Consider the following 17,637-nt stretch of genomic DNA (forward strand, 5'->3'; position numbering starts at 1 on the left):
CGACATGTGGCGGGCGGCCGCGGCGGTGCTCGTGGCCGGGGTGCCCGGAGCGGGGGCGGTGCCGCAGGCCGAGCTGCTCCGCGCGGCGCACAGTTCCCGGGTCGCCGGGCTGCCGAGGGTCGAGGCCGCCGCCCTGCGCGTCGTCCGCGGCCTGCGCGCGGCCCGGGCCCGTCACGACGGCCACCGCCTCGCCGACCTGGTCTCCGCACTTCGCGAGCTGCTGCTGACTGCGGGCCGGTTGGCCGCCGCCGACCCCGATCCGGCCCTGGCGGGAGTCGCGCGGCGCGCCTACCGGCCGGGCGAGAGCCTACGGGTCTACGGGATCTGCCGGGAGCCGGTGATCAGCGCCACCGGTTACGGCGGGGTGGTCACCCACCTTGTCGCCGAAGACGGGCGCTGGTTCTCCGTGGCGGACGTCAGGCCCGGGGGGCCGTCCCGTGCCCGCGGCGCCGGCACCGCCGCGGTGGCGCTCGGCGGTGCCACCCTGACCCATGCCGGACTGGCCCGCGGAGGGCTGCTGGTCTCCGGCACGACGATCTCCCCGGACGGCCGCCTGGGAGCGGGCCGGGGCGTGCGGGCCACCCCCCTCGCCGGCCTGCCCTGGTCGGGCGGGCCGCTGGAGGCCCTGTTCACCCACCCGGTCGCCGAGGCCGCCGACGAGAGGCTGTCCGCCGACCCGTGGGGCGATCCGCAGGACACCGGGGCGGCGGAGCGGCCGGTCGGATGCGACCTGATGATCGTCGGTGCCGAAGGGGACCGGGTGCTCGCCCGGGAGCTGCCGCGTTCCGGCGGTACGCTCCCCGGCGCGGGCCCCGGAGACCGCGGAGGTTCGGATCCTTCCACCCCCGGAGGCGGTTCCGGTGCCCCCGGAGGCGCCGACGGGCCGGAGACGCGGGCCGGTGGACCGCTGATCCGGCTGGTCCCGGCGAACCCCCATCCCGACCTGGCGCACGTCGCCAACCTGCGGCAGCTCGCCTCCCGGCCCGGCATGCGGGTGCGGGTGGTCGGCCGACTGGATCCCGAGAGAGCCGCCACCCTGCGCCCGCTCGCGGTCGGCCCGGTGCCGGGGCCGGGGCCCACGCTGCGCCTGCCCGCCGGGTGGCTGGGCCGGGCCGACCTGGGCTACGACCGCCTGCAGGGTTCCCACCTGCCGCCGAGTGACGAGTGCGTGCCGTGGACGGAGACGCGGGCCGAGGCCGACGCGGACCCGGTGGCGGGCTCGCCGCTGTGGCGGGTGCGCCGCCTGGTCGAGCTGGCCGTCTCCGGCGGGCGGCGGGCGGTCGCCGAGTCCGGTCGCGGCGGTGACTCGCCGGCCCGGCGGGCCCATCTCCGCCGCGCCGGGTTCGAGACCGCCGCCGCGCTGGTCGCCGTCGTCACCGAGGAGGCCGACCGCCGCACCCGCGACGTGTTCGGACGCCTGGTCGACTCCGATGCCGACAGGTACGCCCGGGCATGGCTCGCCGCCGCCGTCCATCTCACCGCGACCGAGCGGGCGCTGGTCCGGGCGTCCTGGCGCGACACCGGCACCCGCTGACTCGCCGTGATCGGGCGGGCGCTGGTCCGGGCGTCCTGGCGCGACACCGGCACCCGCCGAGATCCGATCCCCGGCCGGCACGCCCACCCCGGCCGGGGCGCGGAGCGCCGGGGCTCCGGCCCGGGGGCGTGCGGGGACGACCGGGCGCGGAACCCGGGCCGTCCCGCACACGTGTCAGCCGCCCTGGCCCGTCGTGCCCGGGCGCCCCGCGGTACGGCGCCCCGCGTGGCCCGCGTCAGCCGGTCCGGACGCGCAGCGTGAGATCACCGCCGAGCACATCCCCGAGCCGGTCGGCCTCCGCCTGGAGCCCCGCGCGGGGGACGTCGCACTCCGCCCAGACGGTGACCGACAGCAGGCCGTCCTCGGCGGTCCAGGTGCCGCAGACCCGGCCCCCGCTCACCACGACCGGGGAGATCCATCCGGCCGTCTTGCTGACCTCCCCACGCCGGGAGGGGGGAACGACCGCGGCGTCCCCGGTGCCGGGACCCAGGACGTACTGGTCGAAGGCCGGCAGCAGGCGCACCGTGGCCGAGGGCCCGGCCGAGGCCAGGTCGTCGAGGTCCTCGGTCCGCGCGTAGGCCTGCCGGCCCTCGATCTCGACCTTCGTGAGGCGGTCGCCCAGCGCGGCGACCCATGAGCGCAGGTCGGCCTTCTTCAGGGCGCCGCGGTACAGCCACTGGTCGAAGGCCTCGATCGGCGCGGGCCCGTAGGCCGCCAGGTAGGCGGGGATCGCCACGGCCGCCGCCTCCGCGGGGTCCCGCATGCCGGGCCAGCCCGGCAGGTGGGTGTCGGGCCGGGTGAAGGTCACCCGGCCGCCGTCGGCCGGCCCGTGGCAGAGCACCCCCTGGAACGCCAGAGGTTTGAGCACCGCGCCCCAGCCGGAGCCGAGGTGCTCGGCGACGCTCTCGTCACCGGTCTTCTCGATCACCTGCGCGGTCAGCTCCTCGCGGGTGAGCACCCTGCCGTCGAGGGCCTGGTGGGCGGCCTCGCCGATGGCCGCCAGCTGGTCGGCGGTGACGAAGGTGCGCTGCCAGGACTTCCGCTCCCAGCTGCGGGTCGCCGCCAGCAGGCTCAGGTAGGCGGCGGCCTCCTCGACGGGGAGCAGGTGCAGGGTGCCGCGCATCGCCCAGGTCTTGACCAGTTCCCGGCTCTCCAGAGCCTCCCGCACGCTCTCGGGCCGCGGCTCGCGCTGCCGGATCGCGACGGCCGTCCGCGCCGAGGAGGCGACCTGGGCCTGCACGCCGCACAGGCGCCGCACGATCGCCACGGGATCGCCGGTCTCCGGCTCCTCGAGCATCTGCCTGCGCATCCGCCAGGCGAGGACGTGATCCCAGGTGAGTTTCAAACGGTCTCCTCGATCGGCTGCGGAGCGGCGGGGCGGGCGACACCCTCCGGCGAACCGATCCGGGCGGGGGTGTGGTCCGCCCGCGGCCGGGGTGGCGACGGGCGTTCGACGACCATCATCCAGCCCTGTGGCCCGCGACGCGAACGCGGCCGCCCCGGGCCCCGGCTCGGCGCGTGAGCGGCGGGGCCGGCGGGGCGGCCGCGGCCGTGCTGGCGGCCGGGCTGGCGGCCGGGTCAGGCGCGGGGCGCCCAGACGAGCAGCCCCAGGCACATCTCGTCGGCGGTGCCCTCACCCCAGACGACGTAGCGCGGCGGGAGGTCACGCAGCGCGGGGAGCCGCTCGCGGAGGCCGGCGTCGTGGGTGCAGGTCACCCGGAAGGTGTCGCCGGCCTTCACGGCGACGGGCTCGGCGAGCGGGCGGATGGCCTGGTCGTCGAAGTTGTAGGCCGGGATGTCGAGGAGGGTGCGCGCGTCGGGCGTGCCGGGGTTGAGCTCCACCTTGATCGAGCGTCCGAGCAGGTGCATGTGCCCGGCGGTGGCGTAGACGGTGCCGGCCGTGTCGATCTTCGTGTCGCAGTGCTGGGTGGGCGAGGCGACCGGGGGTTTCCCGCCGTTGCACATCTGGTTGAGCCAGGTGACCATGCCCGTGGCATGCTCCCCGAAGCGCTTGACGACGTCGCGGACCGCCGCCTCGCGGTCGCACAGCGGGCCGGACTCGCGGCTCGTGCAGGGCAGCTCGATCGGCGCGAGCAGTTGCGCGGTGTCCAGGGGTTCGAGGTTCGCCGTGCCGTCGGCGAGCCGGAGCCGGATGCCGGACCGGTCGGTGCCGCCGGCCCCGCCGCCGGTGGCGAGCAGGTTGTAGTGCACCTGCATGACCAGCTTGCTGCCGGCCGGCATCGGGTAGCCGACCTTCTGTTCCAGCAGGGTCTCGTCGGCTCCCGGGGCCCAGTGCCCGACCCAGTCGCCGTCGTCGATGCCCGCGTCGCCGAAGCACGTCCATCCCTGGCCCGGCGTGCGCGCGTCGAACTCCTCGGCCGTCTTGGCCGCCTTCGGGTCGACCCGGAAGATGATCGCGTGGTGGACGAGGTCGGTGTTCTGCGGCAGGAACTGGCTGCCGGTGAGGAACGCCCCGCCGGTGAGTTCCGGATCGATCAGGAAGCAACGGTACTCGTCGATCCCCCCTGCGGGGGCCTTCGGCGTGTACGGCTCGGGCAGCTCCAGGGTGACGAACCTCTCGGAGGGCCGCAGCGGCTCCGCCTTCGGCGGCGGGGCCACCTCTCCGTGCCCACCGTGCCCACTATGCGTCCCGGTGCCCGCCGTGGCCGTCGCCGTCGGCGCGGGGGAGGCGGTGGTGCGCTCCGGCGCCGCGCACGCCCCCGTCAGGAGCAGCGCGGCGACCGCCGTCGCCACCATCCCCGGCCACCGTGCCGGCCACACCGCTCTTCCGCTCCCCACGGCTGTCTCTTGCTTCCCGTTCCCCATGGCCACCCCCTACTCCCCGGAAGTCTCCGCCCGGCCGTCGCGCGGCGGGGGTGGGACTCCGGCCCGGATCCTGGTTTCCAGGCTCCCCGCTCCCGACGCGGCTTTCCATCGGTCGCCCGGCCGAAAGCGCTCCTCCGCCGGGCGGAGGGTCCCCTACTCCTCGGGTACCGTCCGGGCAGCGAACCAGAAGGTCAGGGGGGTCGAGCCCGCGCGGCCGCGCAAGGTGGAGAAGGTCATGTCCGGGAGCGGCCCTGAGCCTCTCCGCCGGGCGGGACGCGGCAGGGGCGCGACGCTCAGCGGGCCGCCAGGCGGTCCGCCTCATCCTTGGGGACGTCGTACGACGCCCCGCAGAACGTGCACTGCATCCCGTATCTCGTACGGACGCGGAAGAGCGGGACGAAGAACAGGCTGAACCTGGTGACCCGCCTCGACAGGACCTGCGCCGCGGTGTTCCCGCAGGCGGGGCAGCGCAGGGGCAACGCCCCCAGCCGGTGGACGGCGGTACGAAGGCCGAAGATGAACAGCATTCCCCAGCCCTACCCCGTGGCGGGCCCGCGTGCGCGGTCCCACCGGCCGGGGAGACGGCGACCGTCCGGGCGGGGGACGGCGACCGTCCGGGCGGGGGACGGCGGCTGTCCCCGCACCGTCACACGCCGGGGCCCGGTCCGGCGCCGACGGCGGCCTCGCCCCTCGGATCGACACTGTCGGCGAATTGATCGCTGCGCCACGCGGCAGGGCGGATCGCCGCGAGGCGTGACGTCCTTTCGGGGAACAGCACACCCGGCTCGTCGCGGATCCTGATCGCCATGCTTCCCTTGGGGAAGGCCGCACGGGCCACCGCCAGAGTGGCCGCCGAGATCTGACCTGGACCAGTCGAACGCAGGGACACCGCGACACCATCCGGGAGCAAGAACGACAAGAGCGGCCCCATGATCACAAGGGTGATCATGGGGCCGCCGCTTTTTGATCTACTTTGCCAACGGTGTCCCTCTGGGAAGGTGGGAGCGTTTTATCGTGTCGGGCTTTCTCGCCGGAGCCGGGACCGATCTGTCGTTAGTGGTCAACCGAGGTGATCGAACGTTCCGCCTGGCTGTGCAGGGCTTCGACGAGAACCAGTTCTAGTGACCTCGACTGCCCCGGCTGGCGCTACGGCTGGTGCCCCGGCTGCTGCCGCGGCTGGCGCCCCGGCTCTTGCCCCGGCTGCCACCAGGGCCGGTCAGCCAAAGATTCACCGGGAGGATCTGGAGAGGCATGACACCCCCAACTGGTTGAGTTTTCGATCTTTCCGTTGAAACAATACCATCCATTGCGGCACATAAAAATAAAATGGGCTTCAATCTGGTTCGGGGATACTTTGGGGGATTATTGCAATAGTCCGACCTGCAGGAATTGCATGTTTTTTCTCTGTGGTGCCCGGCCATTCTAAATCACACTCTAAAGTTGGGTATGAATTTCTTTATGTCTTCGGCGGAAAGTCTGACTTCTCGTCTCGATGGGGGTTCCAGGTGTGCGAATGCCCTTCCCCCGGGACGCTGTTGAAAAATTGACCAAAGATGAAGCGAGTCCACGGTCGCACGTTTGATCATGGACCCGCTTCTCTGCCGATCCTGTCGAAGGTCGATCGTCGGTGTCGCCCCGCCAAGTCGAGTCCGAGCCGATCCTGGGTGGCGCCGCAGAGGTTGCACGGCTGCGTTCCCCAAGGGGAGCCTGGCGATCAAAGTTGTGCCCGAAGGTACGGATACTCGCCCTGGTCCACCAGGCGCACGGTCATTCGATGCTGCCGGAGAAGGACAAGAATCTGGTCGATCGGATTCTGGATCAGGCCGCCGAACTTGTGGATCATGTCGATGACGAACATCCGTGGGCCGGTCAGGATCCAGCCGGGGATGACCCCGGCCATGGCCATGCCGTGCCCGTCGGTGCGGTCGCGCCGGATCTGGTTGAGGGCCACGTGCCCGAAGATCACGGTGAGCGGGCTCGTGATGCCGCAAGAGATGAAACCGGCCAACCGCAAGAAGCGCGGATCCCGGGGTGGCCGCCCGGTCAGCCATGATCCGGATCTGTACAGGCAGCGCAACACGGCGGAACGCCGTATCAATCGGATCAAGGAGTGGCGGGGCCGGCCTTCCGCTTCGACAAGACACCCGAGAGTCACCTCGCCGGCCTTCATCTACGTGGAGCCATCTTGTGGATCCGAAGCCTTCAACCCATCTGAGGATCCGAAGTCCGTACGGGCCCTGGCCCGATCTTTTACGATCTTCGTTTGACCGGCTGACAGGTTCGGCTACGGGTTGGTTCCACCGTTGTCGTGCGACCGGTCGTAGGCGGTGCGGGCCCGGTCGACGGCGTGGGCGTGGAGTTCGGCCCACTCCCGGAGATGGGCCAGGGCGGCGTCCAGGGATACGCCCAGAGGCGTCAGCGAGTAGTGCACCCGAGGCGGTGTGAGCGCCTCGACCCTGCGCAGCACCACGCCGTCTCGTTCGAGCTCCTTCAGGGTCTGTGCCGCCATCTTGGCCGACATGCCGGGGACGCGGCGGCGCAGGTCGGCAAAGCGCACCTCCCCGGCGGGCTCCTCCGCCAGGATCTTGATCACCATGGAGGACCACTTGCCGCTGAGGCGGTCGAGAATCTGCCGGGTCGGGCAGGCGGGGTCGAAGAGGTCGCCCCGCGCGTCCGGCGCTGTCGATACGGTCACCTGTGCGTTACCTCGTTCCGGAAAAGTGCGTTCTTCCAGGATAAGCGGCTGTCTCTTACGGTAACAAGGTATCTTTTGGTTACCGAGAGGATGACAGTGAGCACCATGTCGGAGCAGGTGCGGGTCACGGTCGCACAGGGGGCGCTCCAAGGCGCCCTGAGCGCGGACGGGGTCGTGCGCTCGTTCAAGGGCGTCCCGTACGCCGAGCCGCCCGTCGGGGCGCTGCGCTGGCGCGCGCCGCGCCCGGCGCGGAGCTGGGCGGGAGTCCGGCCCGCGACCCGGTTCGGGCCGGTCGCCCCGCAGCCGATGCTGCCGGGCACCTCCCTCTACTCCGGCGGGCCGCAGCCGCAGAGCGAGGACTGCCTCTACCTCAACGTCTGGGCCCCTGCCGAACCGGCCGGGGCCCGGCCGGTGCTGGTCTGGTTCCACCTGGGCGCCTTCCTGTTCGGGTCCTCCTCCGACAGCCCTTCCGGCACGCCGATCTACGACGGCGAGGCGCTGGCGCGGGCCGGTGCGGTGGTCGTCACCGTCAACTACCGGCTCGGCCGCCTCGGGTTCCTCGCCCACCCCCGCCTGACCGAGGAGGCCCCGTACGGCGCGTCGGGCAACTACGGCCTGCTCGACCAAGTGGCCGCCCTGGAGTGGGTGCGCGACAACATCGCCGCCTTCGGCGGCGACCCCGGCCGCGTCACGATCTGGGGCCTGTCCGCCGGATCCGCCGGCGTGAGCGCGCTGATGACCTCCCCCCTGGCCCGGGGGCTGTTCCACCGCGCGATCGGGCAGAGCGCCGGGCTCTTCGGCCCCGTCGCGGACTCGGTCGGCATCAACGACATGTTGCAGGACCTCGACGCCGCGCACCGCACGGGCGAGAAGCTGGCCACGGCGCTGGGCGCCAGGTCGGCGGAGGATCTGCGCCGGCTTCCGCCCGAGCGGCTCGCGGCGGTCCACCTGCCCGCCGACCGGCCGTTCCGGATGGACATGCTGCCGTTCCCCGCCGGACGCGGCGACTTCGACTCCTGCTGGCCCATCGTGGACGGGCACCTGCTGCCGCGCAGCCCGTACGAGACCTTCTCGGCGGGTGAACAGGCGCCCGTTCCCCTCATCACCGGGTTCGCCGGCAACGAGGCGTCCTCCATGCCCGGCCTGCCCACCGTCGAGGCGTACCTGGCGGACGCCCGCACCGAGTACGGCGAGCTGGCCGAGCGCTTCCTGCGGCTCTACCCGGCGGACACCGACGACGAGGCGTTCGCCGCCACGGCGACGGCGAACGGCGACCGGATCTTCCGCTGGCAGAACTGGACCTGGGCCCGCCTGCACGCCGCGACGCACCCCGGCATGACCTGGTTCTACCAGTGGGAGCGCGTCCCGCCCATCCCGCCGGGCGCGGATCTCGCCGAGCGTGATCCGCGCGCCTTCCACGGCAGCGAGATCCCGTACGCCTTCCGCAACCTGCACGCCCGGCCCTGGCACTGGACCCGGGTCGACCGGGACCTGTCGGACGCGCTGTCGGCCTACTGGCTGGCTTTCGCCGAGAGCGGCGACCCGAACCACGGCGACCCGAACCGCGGGGGTCCGGACCGTGGCGGCCCGGATCGCGGCGAACGCCCCGCCTGGTCGCCGTTCGATCCGGAGCGGCCGAGGCCGCTGCACTTCGCCGACCGCGTCGCCGAGGCGGAGCTGTCCCACCGCGACCGGCTCGACTTCCTCGACGACCACTACCGCCGCCTCCGGCGACGCGTCACCGCCCGTTAGGGCCCGTATGGAGTTGAAATCAGAGGGATTCACCTGCGCGTTGGCCCACACTCCTGGTAGGCCGGCGCCATGGCGCGTGGAGACCTCACCGATGAGGAATGGTCCTTGGTCGAGCCTCACCTGCGCCTGGGCGAGCGAGGCCCGATCCCGGACCTGCGGCAGCAGTTCAACGCCGTGATGTGGCGGTTTCGCACCGGCAGTCCGTGGCGGGATCCGCCCGCCGGGTACGGGCCCTGGTCCATGGTGTACGACAGGTTCCGGTCGTGGGCCACGGCGGGCGTCTTCGAGGAGCTGACGAAGGCGATGATCGCCGGGGCCGCGGCCCGTGGGCAGGCCGGCCTCGACCTGGTCAGCGTGGACTCCACCACGGCCCGGGCGCATCACCACGCCGCCGGGATGGTCCTGGACGGCGAGCCGATCACTGCGCTGGAAGAGGCCGCCGAACAGGAAAAGGGGCTACGCCTCTCGCTTTGCGGCTCTCCGTTCTGCCGCTTGACGCAGCAGAACGGATTCGTCAACAGCGTCTCGGATCGGGGCGGGGCGCCGCGCCGGTCAGCGGCGGCGCAGGGCGGGGTCGGCCAGGGCCGGGGGGACGTAACCGACGTCTCCGGGGCCGATGTTCGTCCCCGGGGGCACCAGGGCGTCGATCGCGTCGAGGAGGTCCGGCGAGAGCCGCACCTCGTCGGCGCCCAGCTGGCCGGTGAGCTGCTCCAGCGTGCGCGGGCCGATCACCGCGGAGGTGACGGCCCGGTGGGAGAGCACGAACCCCAGGGCCAGGTGGATCATCGAGATGCCCGCCTCGGCGGCCAGTTCGGCCAGCTTCTCCACCACGTCGAGCTTGCGGGCGCGGATCTCCTCGGCCCTGAAGTCGAAGTGGTCGCCGTTGCGCGCGGCCCGGGAGTCGGCGGGCAGCGGCGCGTCGCGCCGGTACTTGCCGGTCAGCCAGCCGCCGTTCAGCGGGCTCCAGACGAGCACCCCGAGGTTGTAGCGCTCGGCCACCGGCAGCACCGCGGCCTCGGCGTGCCGGGCGAGGATCGAGTACGACGGCTGCTCGGTCGAGAACCGCTCCCGCCGGCGGCGCTCCGACACCCACTGGGCCTCGACGATCTCCTCGGCGGGGAAGGAGGAGGTGCCGATCGCCCGGACCTTGCCCTGGTGCACGAGATCGGACAGGGCTCCCAGGGTCTCGTCGATGTCGGTGTGCGGGTCGGGCCGGTGGACCTGGTACAGGTCGATCCAGTCGGTGTCGAGGCGGCGCAGGCTGTCCTCGACGGCCTGCATGATCCAGCGGCGGGAGTTGCCGCGGCGGTTGGGGGAGTCGCCCATCGGGTTGTGGAATTTCGTCGCCAGCACGATCTCGTCCCTGCGGCCCCTGATGGCCTTGCCGAGGATCGTCTCGCTCTCGCCGAACGCGTAGACGTCGGCGGTGTCGATGAAGTTGACGCCCGCGTCGAGCGCGGTGCCGACGATGCGCTCGCACTCGTCGTAGTCGGTGTTCCCCCACGCCCCGAACATCATCGTGCCGAGGCAGAGGGGGCTGACCTGGATGCCGGTGCGGCCAAGCGTGCGATGGTTCACGGGGAGGATCCTGCCAGGCCGCCGCCGGGTGTCCCCCGCCGGGTTCCGGTGCGCCGGCCCGGACCGGGGGAGCGGAGACCGGCCCGATATGTCCGGATCATGGGAGGGGGTCCGGTGTGGTGCGTCCGGGTCAGGGGAACGGAGCCCGGTCCGGCGCGCCGGACCGGGGAACGGCTCAGCCGAACGAGATCGTGACGTCGATGCCGCTCTCGTGCGGGATGCGCAGCACGTGGATCAACCGCTTGGCGTCGCGGAGGTAGGTCGAGGAGCCGTACCGCAGCACGGCGGGGCGCGCCGTCCCCCAGCGGATTCGTACGACGACGTCGCCGCGCCGCAGGTCCAGCCCGTCGGCGGTCGCGGAGGTGTTGGCCCGGTACGCGGCGGCGGTGCCGTCGGTGAAGGTCAGCCGGTCGGTGGGGTGCAGGATGAGCGGGATCTGCTCGGTCGCCGGGGAGGTCGTGGTGACCACCCGGCGCACGGCGTCGCGGGTTACGGTCACCTCGGTGCGCACCGACGAGTCGGGGGTGCGGTAGCGGATGCCGAACGGCTTGTCGTGCCCGCGGTGGTGCCCGGTCCACGCCGTGCCGCCCGGCTCGCCGTCGAAGTACTCGGCGGGCAGGACGCCGTCGGCGTCCGGCCGGCCGCCGGCCGGGACCGTCGCCCAGCACCCCTGGTTGTTGTCGTTCAGCGAGTGCACGACCATGCCCGCCTCGGGATGCCACAGGAAGGTCAGGCCGGTGCGCACCGTCGACGTCGCCCGGGTGCCGAAGTGGCCGCCCAGGTAGAGGCCGGGACGGCGGACGAACACGTGGTCCTGCCCCAGGTCGCTCCGGAGCTCCGTGAAGGACCGCTTCCTCAGGTACGGCAGCGAGGCGATGGCCACGGCCCGCCGGTGCCGGCGCGGGAACCGCTCGCCGTAGATGCCGTGGGAGAGGATGCGCGGAGAGGTGTCGCCCTTGGCCGGCGGGACGATCGGCGCGGTGTCGGCGGCCCAGGCGGCGCGCGCCGCGGCGAGGTCCTCCCGCGAGCTCATGAACGCGCCCAGCTGCGGCACCTCCGGGACGAACAGCGAGTTGAGGGCGGTGCGGTCCGGGTCGGGGCGTACCTCGTCGTAGAAGCGGGCGCTGGTGCGCGTCGACGGGGCGACGTTGACGATGTAGCCGGAGCCGTCCGGCTCGCGGACCAGGTTGTAGCCGAGCCAGTCGGTGAACTTCCGCGCCATCGAGACCAGCGTCGGGTCGCCCGTCAGGTGGTAGGTCTCGGCCATCTCCGGCAGCATGACCTCGAAGTTGTAGTTCATGTCGCTGCCGGACAGCTCGTAGAAGTATCCCGACGGGCTCTGCCCGCGCGCCGCCAGCTGCTTGACCGCCTCGCTGAGGCGTCCGCGCAGCTCGTCGTCGGGGTCGAGCTTCAGGGCGAGCGCCGCGCCCGCCAGGCCGGAGGAGGTCTGGTTGGCGTACACCAGCCGCGACTGCCAGACCTTGGTGTTGCCGAGGTCCAGGAACCAGGTCATCCCCTTGTGCAGCGCCGCCCGGATCTGGGCCTGGCGCTCCGGAAGCGTCCCGGAGCGCCGCAGCAACTCCAGGGTTTTGGCGAGGTAGCCCATGCCGAAGCCGGTCGCGGCCATGGCGTGCTCGTCGCGCCTGTACTCCGGCCAGGCCCCGTCCTCGTGCTGCAGCCGGAGGTAGTGTCCCAGCGCCGCGTCCAGGGCCGCGAGCAGCGCGGGGTCGCCCGCGTAGGGGTTCCACGGCCGCTGGTTGGTGTGGAACCAGCTCAGCGTGTAGACGTGTTCCTGCACGCGGGCGTTGTACGGTGCCGCCGGGCTGCGCCACCAGCCGCCCTTGAAGAAGCCGATCGTGCCGGGGTCGGCGTCCTCGATGTCGTTGACCATCGGGGCGAGCATCACCAGGTACGGCGCGTGGCGCTGCTCCACCGGGGTGAACAGCTTCCGGTCGGGCGCCCCCGGCGGCAGCGGGGTCAGGTCCGGCAGCCCGGCCGCGCGGGCGCGGGCGAGAGCGGGGGCTCCCGGCAGGGCGGCGAGCAGCGCCGCGGCGCCGGCGACTGCCAGCAGGCGCCGGCGGCTGAGCTGGGGACGGGGGACGGGGTGGCCGTGGATCACGGGGGCTCACTCCTCGGGGGGCTGGGGGACGCGGGCTCGCCATCGGCACGGTGGTCACGCGAGGGGCGGGGGAGCGGGGGCGTCCCGGGGGAGGCCCGCCGTCGGCCGCGCTTCGCGGTAACGTTCACCGTGGGTGATGGTGAGCGCTGCTCTATGACCGCAAAGATTCGGCCCAACGCCGATGGCGCGTCAAGATGCTAATGCCAATTAGTCCGGGTAAATCGTAGAACGGCCGGGTGCCGCGAGAAGGCCTTGACAGGATCCGGCCCGCGCTTGCAGGATGGTGGTCCGTACGCACTAATGCGCATTACTGAAGAACGGCCATTACACAGCGTGACGCGGCCGCAGGCCGGTCCGCGCCGGTTTCTACTCCAGGTAGGTGTTCGCGAGGGCGATCACCAGTCCCAGCAGCATGTAGATGCCCCCCACCCGCCAGGCGGCCGCCCAGGAGGTGCGGGCCGCCCGGGAGGCCCACGTCCCGAGGCAGAACAGGATCATCGCGTTGATCACCAGGACGACGTTGGCGCCGGTGCCGGCGTGCCACCAGCCCGCGTAGGCGCCCAGGAGCGCGGCCACGGCGGGCAGGGCGGCCGCGACCAGCGGCCACTCGCCGAGCACCGAGCGCATCGTCTGCGCGGTCGTCCCCCCGGTCGCGGTGTGGTGGGCCACCGCGTGCGCGTAGCCGTGGGCGACGGCCGCCGCCACCGCGGGGATCAGCACCCACACCGCGTCGTAACCGGGATCGGGCGCGGCGTCCTCCTGATCCAGGGCGGCCACCAGGCTACTGGCCAGGACGGCACCGTAGACGCCGCCGGACAGCAGCCGCTCGGGCGGCCGGCGCAGCAACCGGCGCAGCGCGGCCCGGGACGCACGGGGCCGGGGACGATCGGCGCGGTCGGGCATGGTCTCACTCGCGGCTGGGAAACAGGACAGCACCACACCTACCAGCCCGCCCGCCGCATCCGGTGGAGCCTCGCCGCCCGGAGGTCCCGGCTGTTCGCCCAGGTCGGGCCGGGTGGAGGCCGCCCCGGGCGGTCGCGTGCGAATCTGCGGCCCGCCTCGGAAAGCCGCGCGCGGACCCGTGGTCCGCCCCCAGCCCTGCGGCCCCCCACCTGTGCGGCTCCCGGCCGTGCGCGGACCCGTGGCCCGGCACGGACATCCGCGGGCGTCCCGAACCGGCCCGGACGGCCCCGCCCGGACCCCGCCCTCCACGGTCCGTGTGTGTATTTCTCCGTGGTAGGCCGGGCCCCGGCCAGGGACCATCGCGAGACCGGCCGGGCGCGACCTCGCCCTGCCGCGCGTGCGATGGGCACCCGAGGGTGGGAGCGTCGATGGGACAGGTACGGGAGCAGCGGATCCCGCTCGGCAACAGGCCGCTTCTCGACACCGAAGATCTCGACGAGGCCCGCGCGCGGGTCTCCGCGGTGTTCTGCCCGCACCGGCTGGAGCTCACCGGGGGCGCGCCGGGCCTGGCCGCGCGGCTCAACTCGGCCCGGCTGGGCGGCCTGCGGGTGAACTACCTGGACTACGGGGCCGCCGTCCGCATCGAACCGGGCGAGCTGGAGTCCTTCTTCCTGGTGCAGATCCCGCTGGCCGGGCGGAGCCTCATCCGGTGCGGCGGCCAGGAGATCGTCTCGACCCCTCGACTGGCCTCCCTGCCGTCACCGTCGCAGCACCTCGACATGCGCTGGGAGGCGGGCTGCCCGCAGCTGATCGTCAAGTTCGACCGGTCCGCCGTCGAGGGCGCGCTGGAGGTGATGCTCGGGGAGCGGCTCGACCAGCCGGTCGTCTTCGACCTGGGCATGGACATGACCTCGGGCTGGGTGCGGGCCTGGCGGGCGATGGTCGACCTCGTCGTCGGAGAGGCCGACCACGACGACGGGCTCGCCGCGCAACCACTGGCCGTCGCCCACCTGGAGAACGCCCTGCTCACCTCGCTCCTCACCGAACAGCCGTCCAACTACCGGGAGCGGCTGTGCGCCCCCCGGCCCCCCGCCCTGCCCAAGGTCGTGCGCCGGGCGATGGAGTTCATCGAGAGCCACGCCGACCTGCCGCTGACCACCGAGGAGATCGCGCGTGCCGTGGCGGTCAGCGGCAGGTCCCTCCAGGAGGGTTTCCGCCGCCACCTCGGCCTGACCCCGATGGCCTACCTCCGGGACGTGCGCCTCGACCGGGTTCACGAGGAACTGGCGGCCGGTGACCCCGCCCGGTGCACCGTGACGGGTGTGGCGGCGCGGTGGGGCTTCCTCCACCAGGGGCGGTTCGCCGCGCTCTACCGCGAGCGCCACGGTCAGGCGCCTTCCCGTACCCTCCGCGGCTGCTGACGCCGCCCACGCCGGTTCTCCGCGGTCCGATGCCGTGGGTGTTGGTCCCCCACGGGCTTTCCGTGGCTGTCGCCGTCGCTCGCGCCAAATGGATGGAACCCGCGCTGAGCGGATGGCTCGTGCGGTGGGGCCCGCCGTACCTTTTCATCAGGCGCCGATCGATCAATCCACCGCAGAACTCCCGAGAAAGGGCATACAACCATGCGTAGAATCCTTGTCGTCGGCGCAGGCCAGGCCGGTCTCCACCTCGCTCTCGGCCTGCTTCGGAACGGTTACGACGTCACCGTGGTCTCCAACCGGACGCCGGAAGACATCCGTGACGGCCGGGTCATGTCAGGCCAGGCCATGTTCGGTACGGCCCTCGGCCACGAGCGCGCCCTCGGGCTGGACCTGTGGGCCGGTGACTGCCCCCCGATCGAGGGGATGCAGGTCGCGGTGGCCGGACCCGGCGGTGAGGCGGCGATCCGCTGGGCCGCCCGGCTCGACACCCCCGCCCGCTCGGTCGACCAGCGGCTGAAGATGCCGGCCTGGATGGCGGAGGTGGAACGGCTCGGCGGCAAGATCATCATCCATGACGCGACCGTGGACGATCTGGAAGCCTACGCTGCCCAGTACGACCTGGTCCTGGTCGCCGCCGGCAAGGGGCCGCTCGCCTCGATCTTCGAGCGCGACCTGCCGCGCTCGCCGTACCGCGCCCCGCAGCGGGCCCTGGCTCTCACCTACGTCACCGGCCTCGCACCGCGGCCAGGGCACTCCGCGGTGTGCTTCAACCTGATCCCCGGGGTCGGCGAGTACTTCGTCTTCCCCGCGCTCACCGTCACCGGCCCCTGCGAGATCATGGTCTTCGAGGGGCTGCCGGGCGGGCCGATGGACTGCTGGTCGGACGTCCGCACCCCGGCCGAGCACCTGGCCAGGAGCCGGTGGATCCTGGAGACCTTCCTGCCCTGGGAGGCGGAGCGGTGCGAGGGCGTCGAGCTCACCGACGAGGGCGGCGTCCTGTCGGGACGCTTCACCCCCGTCGTGCGCAGGCCCGTGGCGACGCTGCCCTCCGGCGCCCCGGTCCTGGGCGCGGCCGACGTGGTGGTGCTCAACGATCCGATCACCGGGCAGGGCGCCAACAACGCCGCCAAGTGCGCGGCCTCCTACCTGGCCGCCATCCTGGAGCGCGGCGAGCAGTCGTTCGACGCGGCGTGGATGGAGCGGACCTTCGCGCGCTACTGGGAGGACGCCCGGCATGTCACGACCTGGACGAACATGCTTCTGGCGCCTCCGCCGCCGCACGTGCTGCGGATCCTGGCCGCCGCGGAACGGCTGCCCGAGGTGGCGTCCCGCTTCGTCAACGGCTTCGACGACCCGGCGGACTACGCCGGCTGGTTCACGGACCCGGCGGGGGCGGACGAGTACCTCGCCCGGGTGGAAGGCTGAGGGGACGCCATGAGATCTCTGCGTGAGGCCCTCGGGCGGTACGCGACCGGGGTCGCGGTGGTCACCACGGCCCTCCCGGAGGGCGGCCGGGCCGGGGTCACCGTCAACTCCTTCACCTCGGTCTCGCTCGATCCGCCGCTGGTCCTGTGGTGCCTGTCCCGGCGCGCTCCCAGCGCGCCGGCCTTCCTCGCCGCCGGCCGGTTCGCCGTCAACGTCCTGGCCGCGGACCAGGAGCACCTGTCGCGGCGGTTCGCGACACCGCTGCCCGACAAGTTCGCCGGGGTGGAGACCCGCCCCGGCCCCGGCGGCGTGCCGGTGCTGGCCGGGACCCTGGCCCGCTTCACCTGCCGTACGGCGGCCACGTACGACGGCGGCGACCACGTCATCTTCGTCGGCGAGATCGAGCACTTCGAGTGCTCGGACGGCGATCCGCTGGTCTTCCACTCCGGCGGCTACCGGGAGTTCTCCCCGCCCGAGCGGGAGGTGGCCCGGGTCGGCGCGTGACCCGGCCGGTGCGCCGCCGTGGGGCTCGGGCCGGGCGGCGCCCGGACCGGTCGCGTCCTCCCGGGGAGGAGGCCGGGTCAGGTGGCAGCCGGCCCAGTCGAGGAGGTCGGGTCAGGTGGTCGGACCGGTCGAGGAGGTCAGGTCAGGTGGCGGCCGAACCAGTCGAGGACGCGCTGGTAGGCCTGGGCCGCGGCCCCGGCGTCGTACCGCGGGCCGGTGTCGTTGAAGAAGGCGTGGTCGACGCCGGGGAACGTCACGATCTCGTGCTCCAGGCCCGCCCGTTCCAGTGCCGCCTTGGCCTTGTCCCGGGTGGCGTTGACCCGGCTGTCCAGTTCGGCGTAGACGGCGAGGACCGCGGCCCTGGAGCCGGTGAAGTCGGCGTCGTCGGGCAGCGGGCCGTAGAACGGGGCGGCCGCCGCCAGGCGCGGCTCGTCGGAGGAGAGCAGCAGCCAGGTCATGCCCCCGCCGAAGCAGAAGCCGATCGCCCCCAGTTTCGCGCCGGGGACCCGCCGCTCCAACTCGTCGAGGGCGGCCTTCATGTCCGCGGCGAAGTGGTCCTGCGGGATGCCGCCCAGGGCGGCGGTGACCTCGGCCGTGTCGCCGAAGGAGTCGGTCCCGCCCTCCCGCGAGAGCAGGTCCAGGGCGAGCGCGGAGTAACCGCTGGCCGCCAGGCGCCCGGCCACCGAACGGGTGTGGTCGTTCAGCCCCCGGTTCTCGTGGATGACCAGCACCGCGCCGCGCGGGTCCGGGGCCGCGGCCCAGGCGCCCCGGAGCGTCACGTTCTCCTCCGGGCCGGGGAAGACGATCCCCTCGGTGGGCAACGGGGACGGCCCGGCGGGCGAGGCGGCGGGCGCCGCGGCGCCGGACGGCGTGCCCGGCG

15 protein-coding genes and 1 pseudogene are annotated in these 17,637 nt (G+C 73.0%); 6 read left to right on the plus strand and 10 right to left on the minus strand.

Annotated features, from left to right (window positions below; all coding sequences use genetic code 11):
- Positions 1–1,534 (plus strand): hypothetical protein (locus ABD841_RS38235; protein WP_344981944.1); only part of this gene is annotated, 1,534 nt, incomplete at its 5' end.
- A 235-nt stretch (positions 1,535–1,769) separates the two neighbouring features.
- Here the strand turns inward: ABD841_RS38235 and ABD841_RS38240 are convergent.
- From ABD841_RS38240 to ABD841_RS38270, 6 genes are all read right to left on the minus strand, one after another.
- Positions 1,770–2,879: a winged helix DNA-binding domain-containing protein gene (locus ABD841_RS38240; protein ID WP_344981945.1), complete on the minus strand. Its 1,110-nt coding sequence runs from the start codon at positions 2,877–2,879 to the stop codon at positions 1,770–1,772.
- Positions 2,880–3,112: 233 nt separating this feature from the next.
- On the minus strand, positions 3,113–4,291 hold the full coding sequence (locus ABD841_RS38245; protein WP_344981946.1) for a monooxygenase: 1,179 nt from the start codon (positions 4,289–4,291) through the stop codon (positions 3,113–3,115).
- 362 nt (positions 4,292–4,653) lie between these two features.
- The gene (locus ABD841_RS38250; RefSeq protein ID WP_344981947.1) at positions 4,654–4,887 is read right to left on the minus strand and encodes a zinc-ribbon domain-containing protein; all 234 of its coding nucleotides are present in this window, start codon (positions 4,885–4,887) and stop codon (positions 4,654–4,656) included.
- A 119-nt stretch (positions 4,888–5,006) separates the two neighbouring features.
- The gene (locus ABD841_RS38255) at positions 5,007–5,249 is read right to left on the minus strand and encodes a hypothetical protein (protein ID WP_344981958.1); all 243 of its coding nucleotides are present in this window, start codon (positions 5,247–5,249) and stop codon (positions 5,007–5,009) included.
- 825 nt (positions 5,250–6,074) lie between these two features.
- A complete protein-coding gene (locus ABD841_RS41025; RefSeq protein ID WP_425582113.1) occupies positions 6,075–6,530 on the minus strand; it encodes a DUF4190 domain-containing protein in 456 nt (151 codons plus the stop codon).
- A gap of 114 nt (positions 6,531–6,644) precedes the next feature.
- Positions 6,645–7,055 (minus strand): winged helix-turn-helix transcriptional regulator, encoded by a 411-nt coding sequence (locus ABD841_RS38270; RefSeq protein ID WP_344981949.1) that lies wholly within the window; start codon positions 7,053–7,055, stop codon positions 6,645–6,647.
- Between the two features lie 105 nt (positions 7,056–7,160).
- Here ABD841_RS38270 and ABD841_RS38275 point away from each other — a divergent pair, with 105 nt between their 5' ends.
- Both ABD841_RS38275 and ABD841_RS41030 read left to right on the plus strand, forming a co-directional pair.
- On the plus strand, positions 7,161–8,807 hold the full coding sequence (locus tag ABD841_RS38275) for a carboxylesterase/lipase family protein (RefSeq protein WP_344981957.1): 1,647 nt from the start codon (positions 7,161–7,163) through the stop codon (positions 8,805–8,807).
- Between the two features lie 69 nt (positions 8,808–8,876).
- A pseudogene (locus tag ABD841_RS41030) lies at positions 8,877–9,089 on the plus strand (transposase); the annotation flags it as partial.
- 270 nt (positions 9,090–9,359) lie between these two features.
- Here ABD841_RS41030 and ABD841_RS38280 read toward each other — a convergent pair.
- From ABD841_RS38280 to ABD841_RS38290, 3 genes are all read right to left on the minus strand, one after another.
- Entirely contained in the window at positions 9,360–10,385 is a 1,026-nt protein-coding gene (locus ABD841_RS38280) for an aldo/keto reductase (protein WP_344981950.1), read from the minus strand.
- A 175-nt stretch (positions 10,386–10,560) separates the two neighbouring features.
- Positions 10,561–12,504 (minus strand): hypothetical protein, encoded by a 1,944-nt coding sequence (locus ABD841_RS38285; protein ID WP_344981951.1) that lies wholly within the window; start codon positions 12,502–12,504, stop codon positions 10,561–10,563.
- Positions 12,505–12,870: 366 nt separating this feature from the next.
- The gene (locus ABD841_RS38290) at positions 12,871–13,407 is read right to left on the minus strand and encodes a hypothetical protein (RefSeq protein ID WP_344981952.1); all 537 of its coding nucleotides are present in this window, start codon (positions 13,405–13,407) and stop codon (positions 12,871–12,873) included.
- A 428-nt stretch (positions 13,408–13,835) separates the two neighbouring features.
- Here ABD841_RS38290 and ABD841_RS38295 point away from each other — a divergent pair, with 428 nt between their 5' ends.
- The 3 genes from ABD841_RS38295 (at position 13,836) to ABD841_RS38305 (ending at position 16,757) form a co-directional block, all read left to right on the plus strand.
- On the plus strand, positions 13,836–14,828 hold the full coding sequence (locus ABD841_RS38295) for an AraC family transcriptional regulator (protein ID WP_344981953.1): 993 nt from the start codon (positions 13,836–13,838) through the stop codon (positions 14,826–14,828).
- 201 nt (positions 14,829–15,029) lie between these two features.
- Positions 15,030–16,253 carry a styrene monooxygenase/indole monooxygenase family protein gene (locus ABD841_RS38300; protein WP_344981954.1) on the plus strand — a complete coding sequence of 408 codons (1,224 nt, stop codon included), beginning with the start codon at positions 15,030–15,032 and terminating at the stop codon, positions 16,251–16,253.
- A 9-nt stretch (positions 16,254–16,262) separates the two neighbouring features.
- On the plus strand, positions 16,263–16,757 hold the full coding sequence (locus tag ABD841_RS38305; protein ID WP_344981955.1) for a flavin reductase family protein: 495 nt from the start codon (positions 16,263–16,265) through the stop codon (positions 16,755–16,757).
- A gap of 137 nt (positions 16,758–16,894) precedes the next feature.
- On the opposite strand, the gene ABD841_RS38310 is transcribed toward ABD841_RS38305, so the two are convergent.
- On the minus strand, positions 16,895–17,637 hold a 743-nt coding region (locus ABD841_RS38310; RefSeq protein ID WP_344981956.1), incomplete at its 5' end, for a dienelactone hydrolase family protein.

The sequence above is a fragment of the Streptosporangium fragile genome, from assembly GCF_039534445.1.
GTDB lineage: Bacteria > Actinomycetota > Actinomycetes > Streptosporangiales > Streptosporangiaceae > Streptosporangium > Streptosporangium fragile.

What these genes read in the sequence shown, in the direction of transcription:
- ABD841_RS38245 (WP_344981946.1), bottom strand. Translation starts at nt 4,291, where the DNA reads ATGGTGGCGACGGCGGTCGCCGCGCTGCTCCTGACGGGGGCGTGCGCG.
- ABD841_RS38250 (WP_344981947.1), bottom strand. Translation starts at nt 4,887, where the DNA reads ATGCTGTTCATCTTCGGCCTTCGTACCGCCGTCCACCGGCTGGGGGCG.
- ABD841_RS41025 (WP_425582113.1), bottom strand. Translation starts at nt 6,530, where the DNA reads ATGAAGGCCGGCGAGGTGACTCTCGGGTGTCTTGTCGAAGCGGAAGGC.
- ABD841_RS38275 (WP_344981957.1), top strand. Translation starts at nt 7,161, where the DNA reads ATGTCGGAGCAGGTGCGGGTCACGGTCGCACAGGGGGCGCTCCAAGGC.
- ABD841_RS38290 (WP_344981952.1), bottom strand. Translation starts at nt 13,407, where the DNA reads ATGCCCGACCGCGCCGATCGTCCCCGGCCCCGTGCGTCCCGGGCCGCG.
- ABD841_RS38295 (WP_344981953.1), top strand. Translation starts at nt 13,836, where the DNA reads ATGGGACAGGTACGGGAGCAGCGGATCCCGCTCGGCAACAGGCCGCTT.
- ABD841_RS38300 (WP_344981954.1), top strand. Translation starts at nt 15,030, where the DNA reads ATGCGTAGAATCCTTGTCGTCGGCGCAGGCCAGGCCGGTCTCCACCTC.
- ABD841_RS38305 (WP_344981955.1), top strand. Translation starts at nt 16,263, where the DNA reads ATGAGATCTCTGCGTGAGGCCCTCGGGCGGTACGCGACCGGGGTCGCG.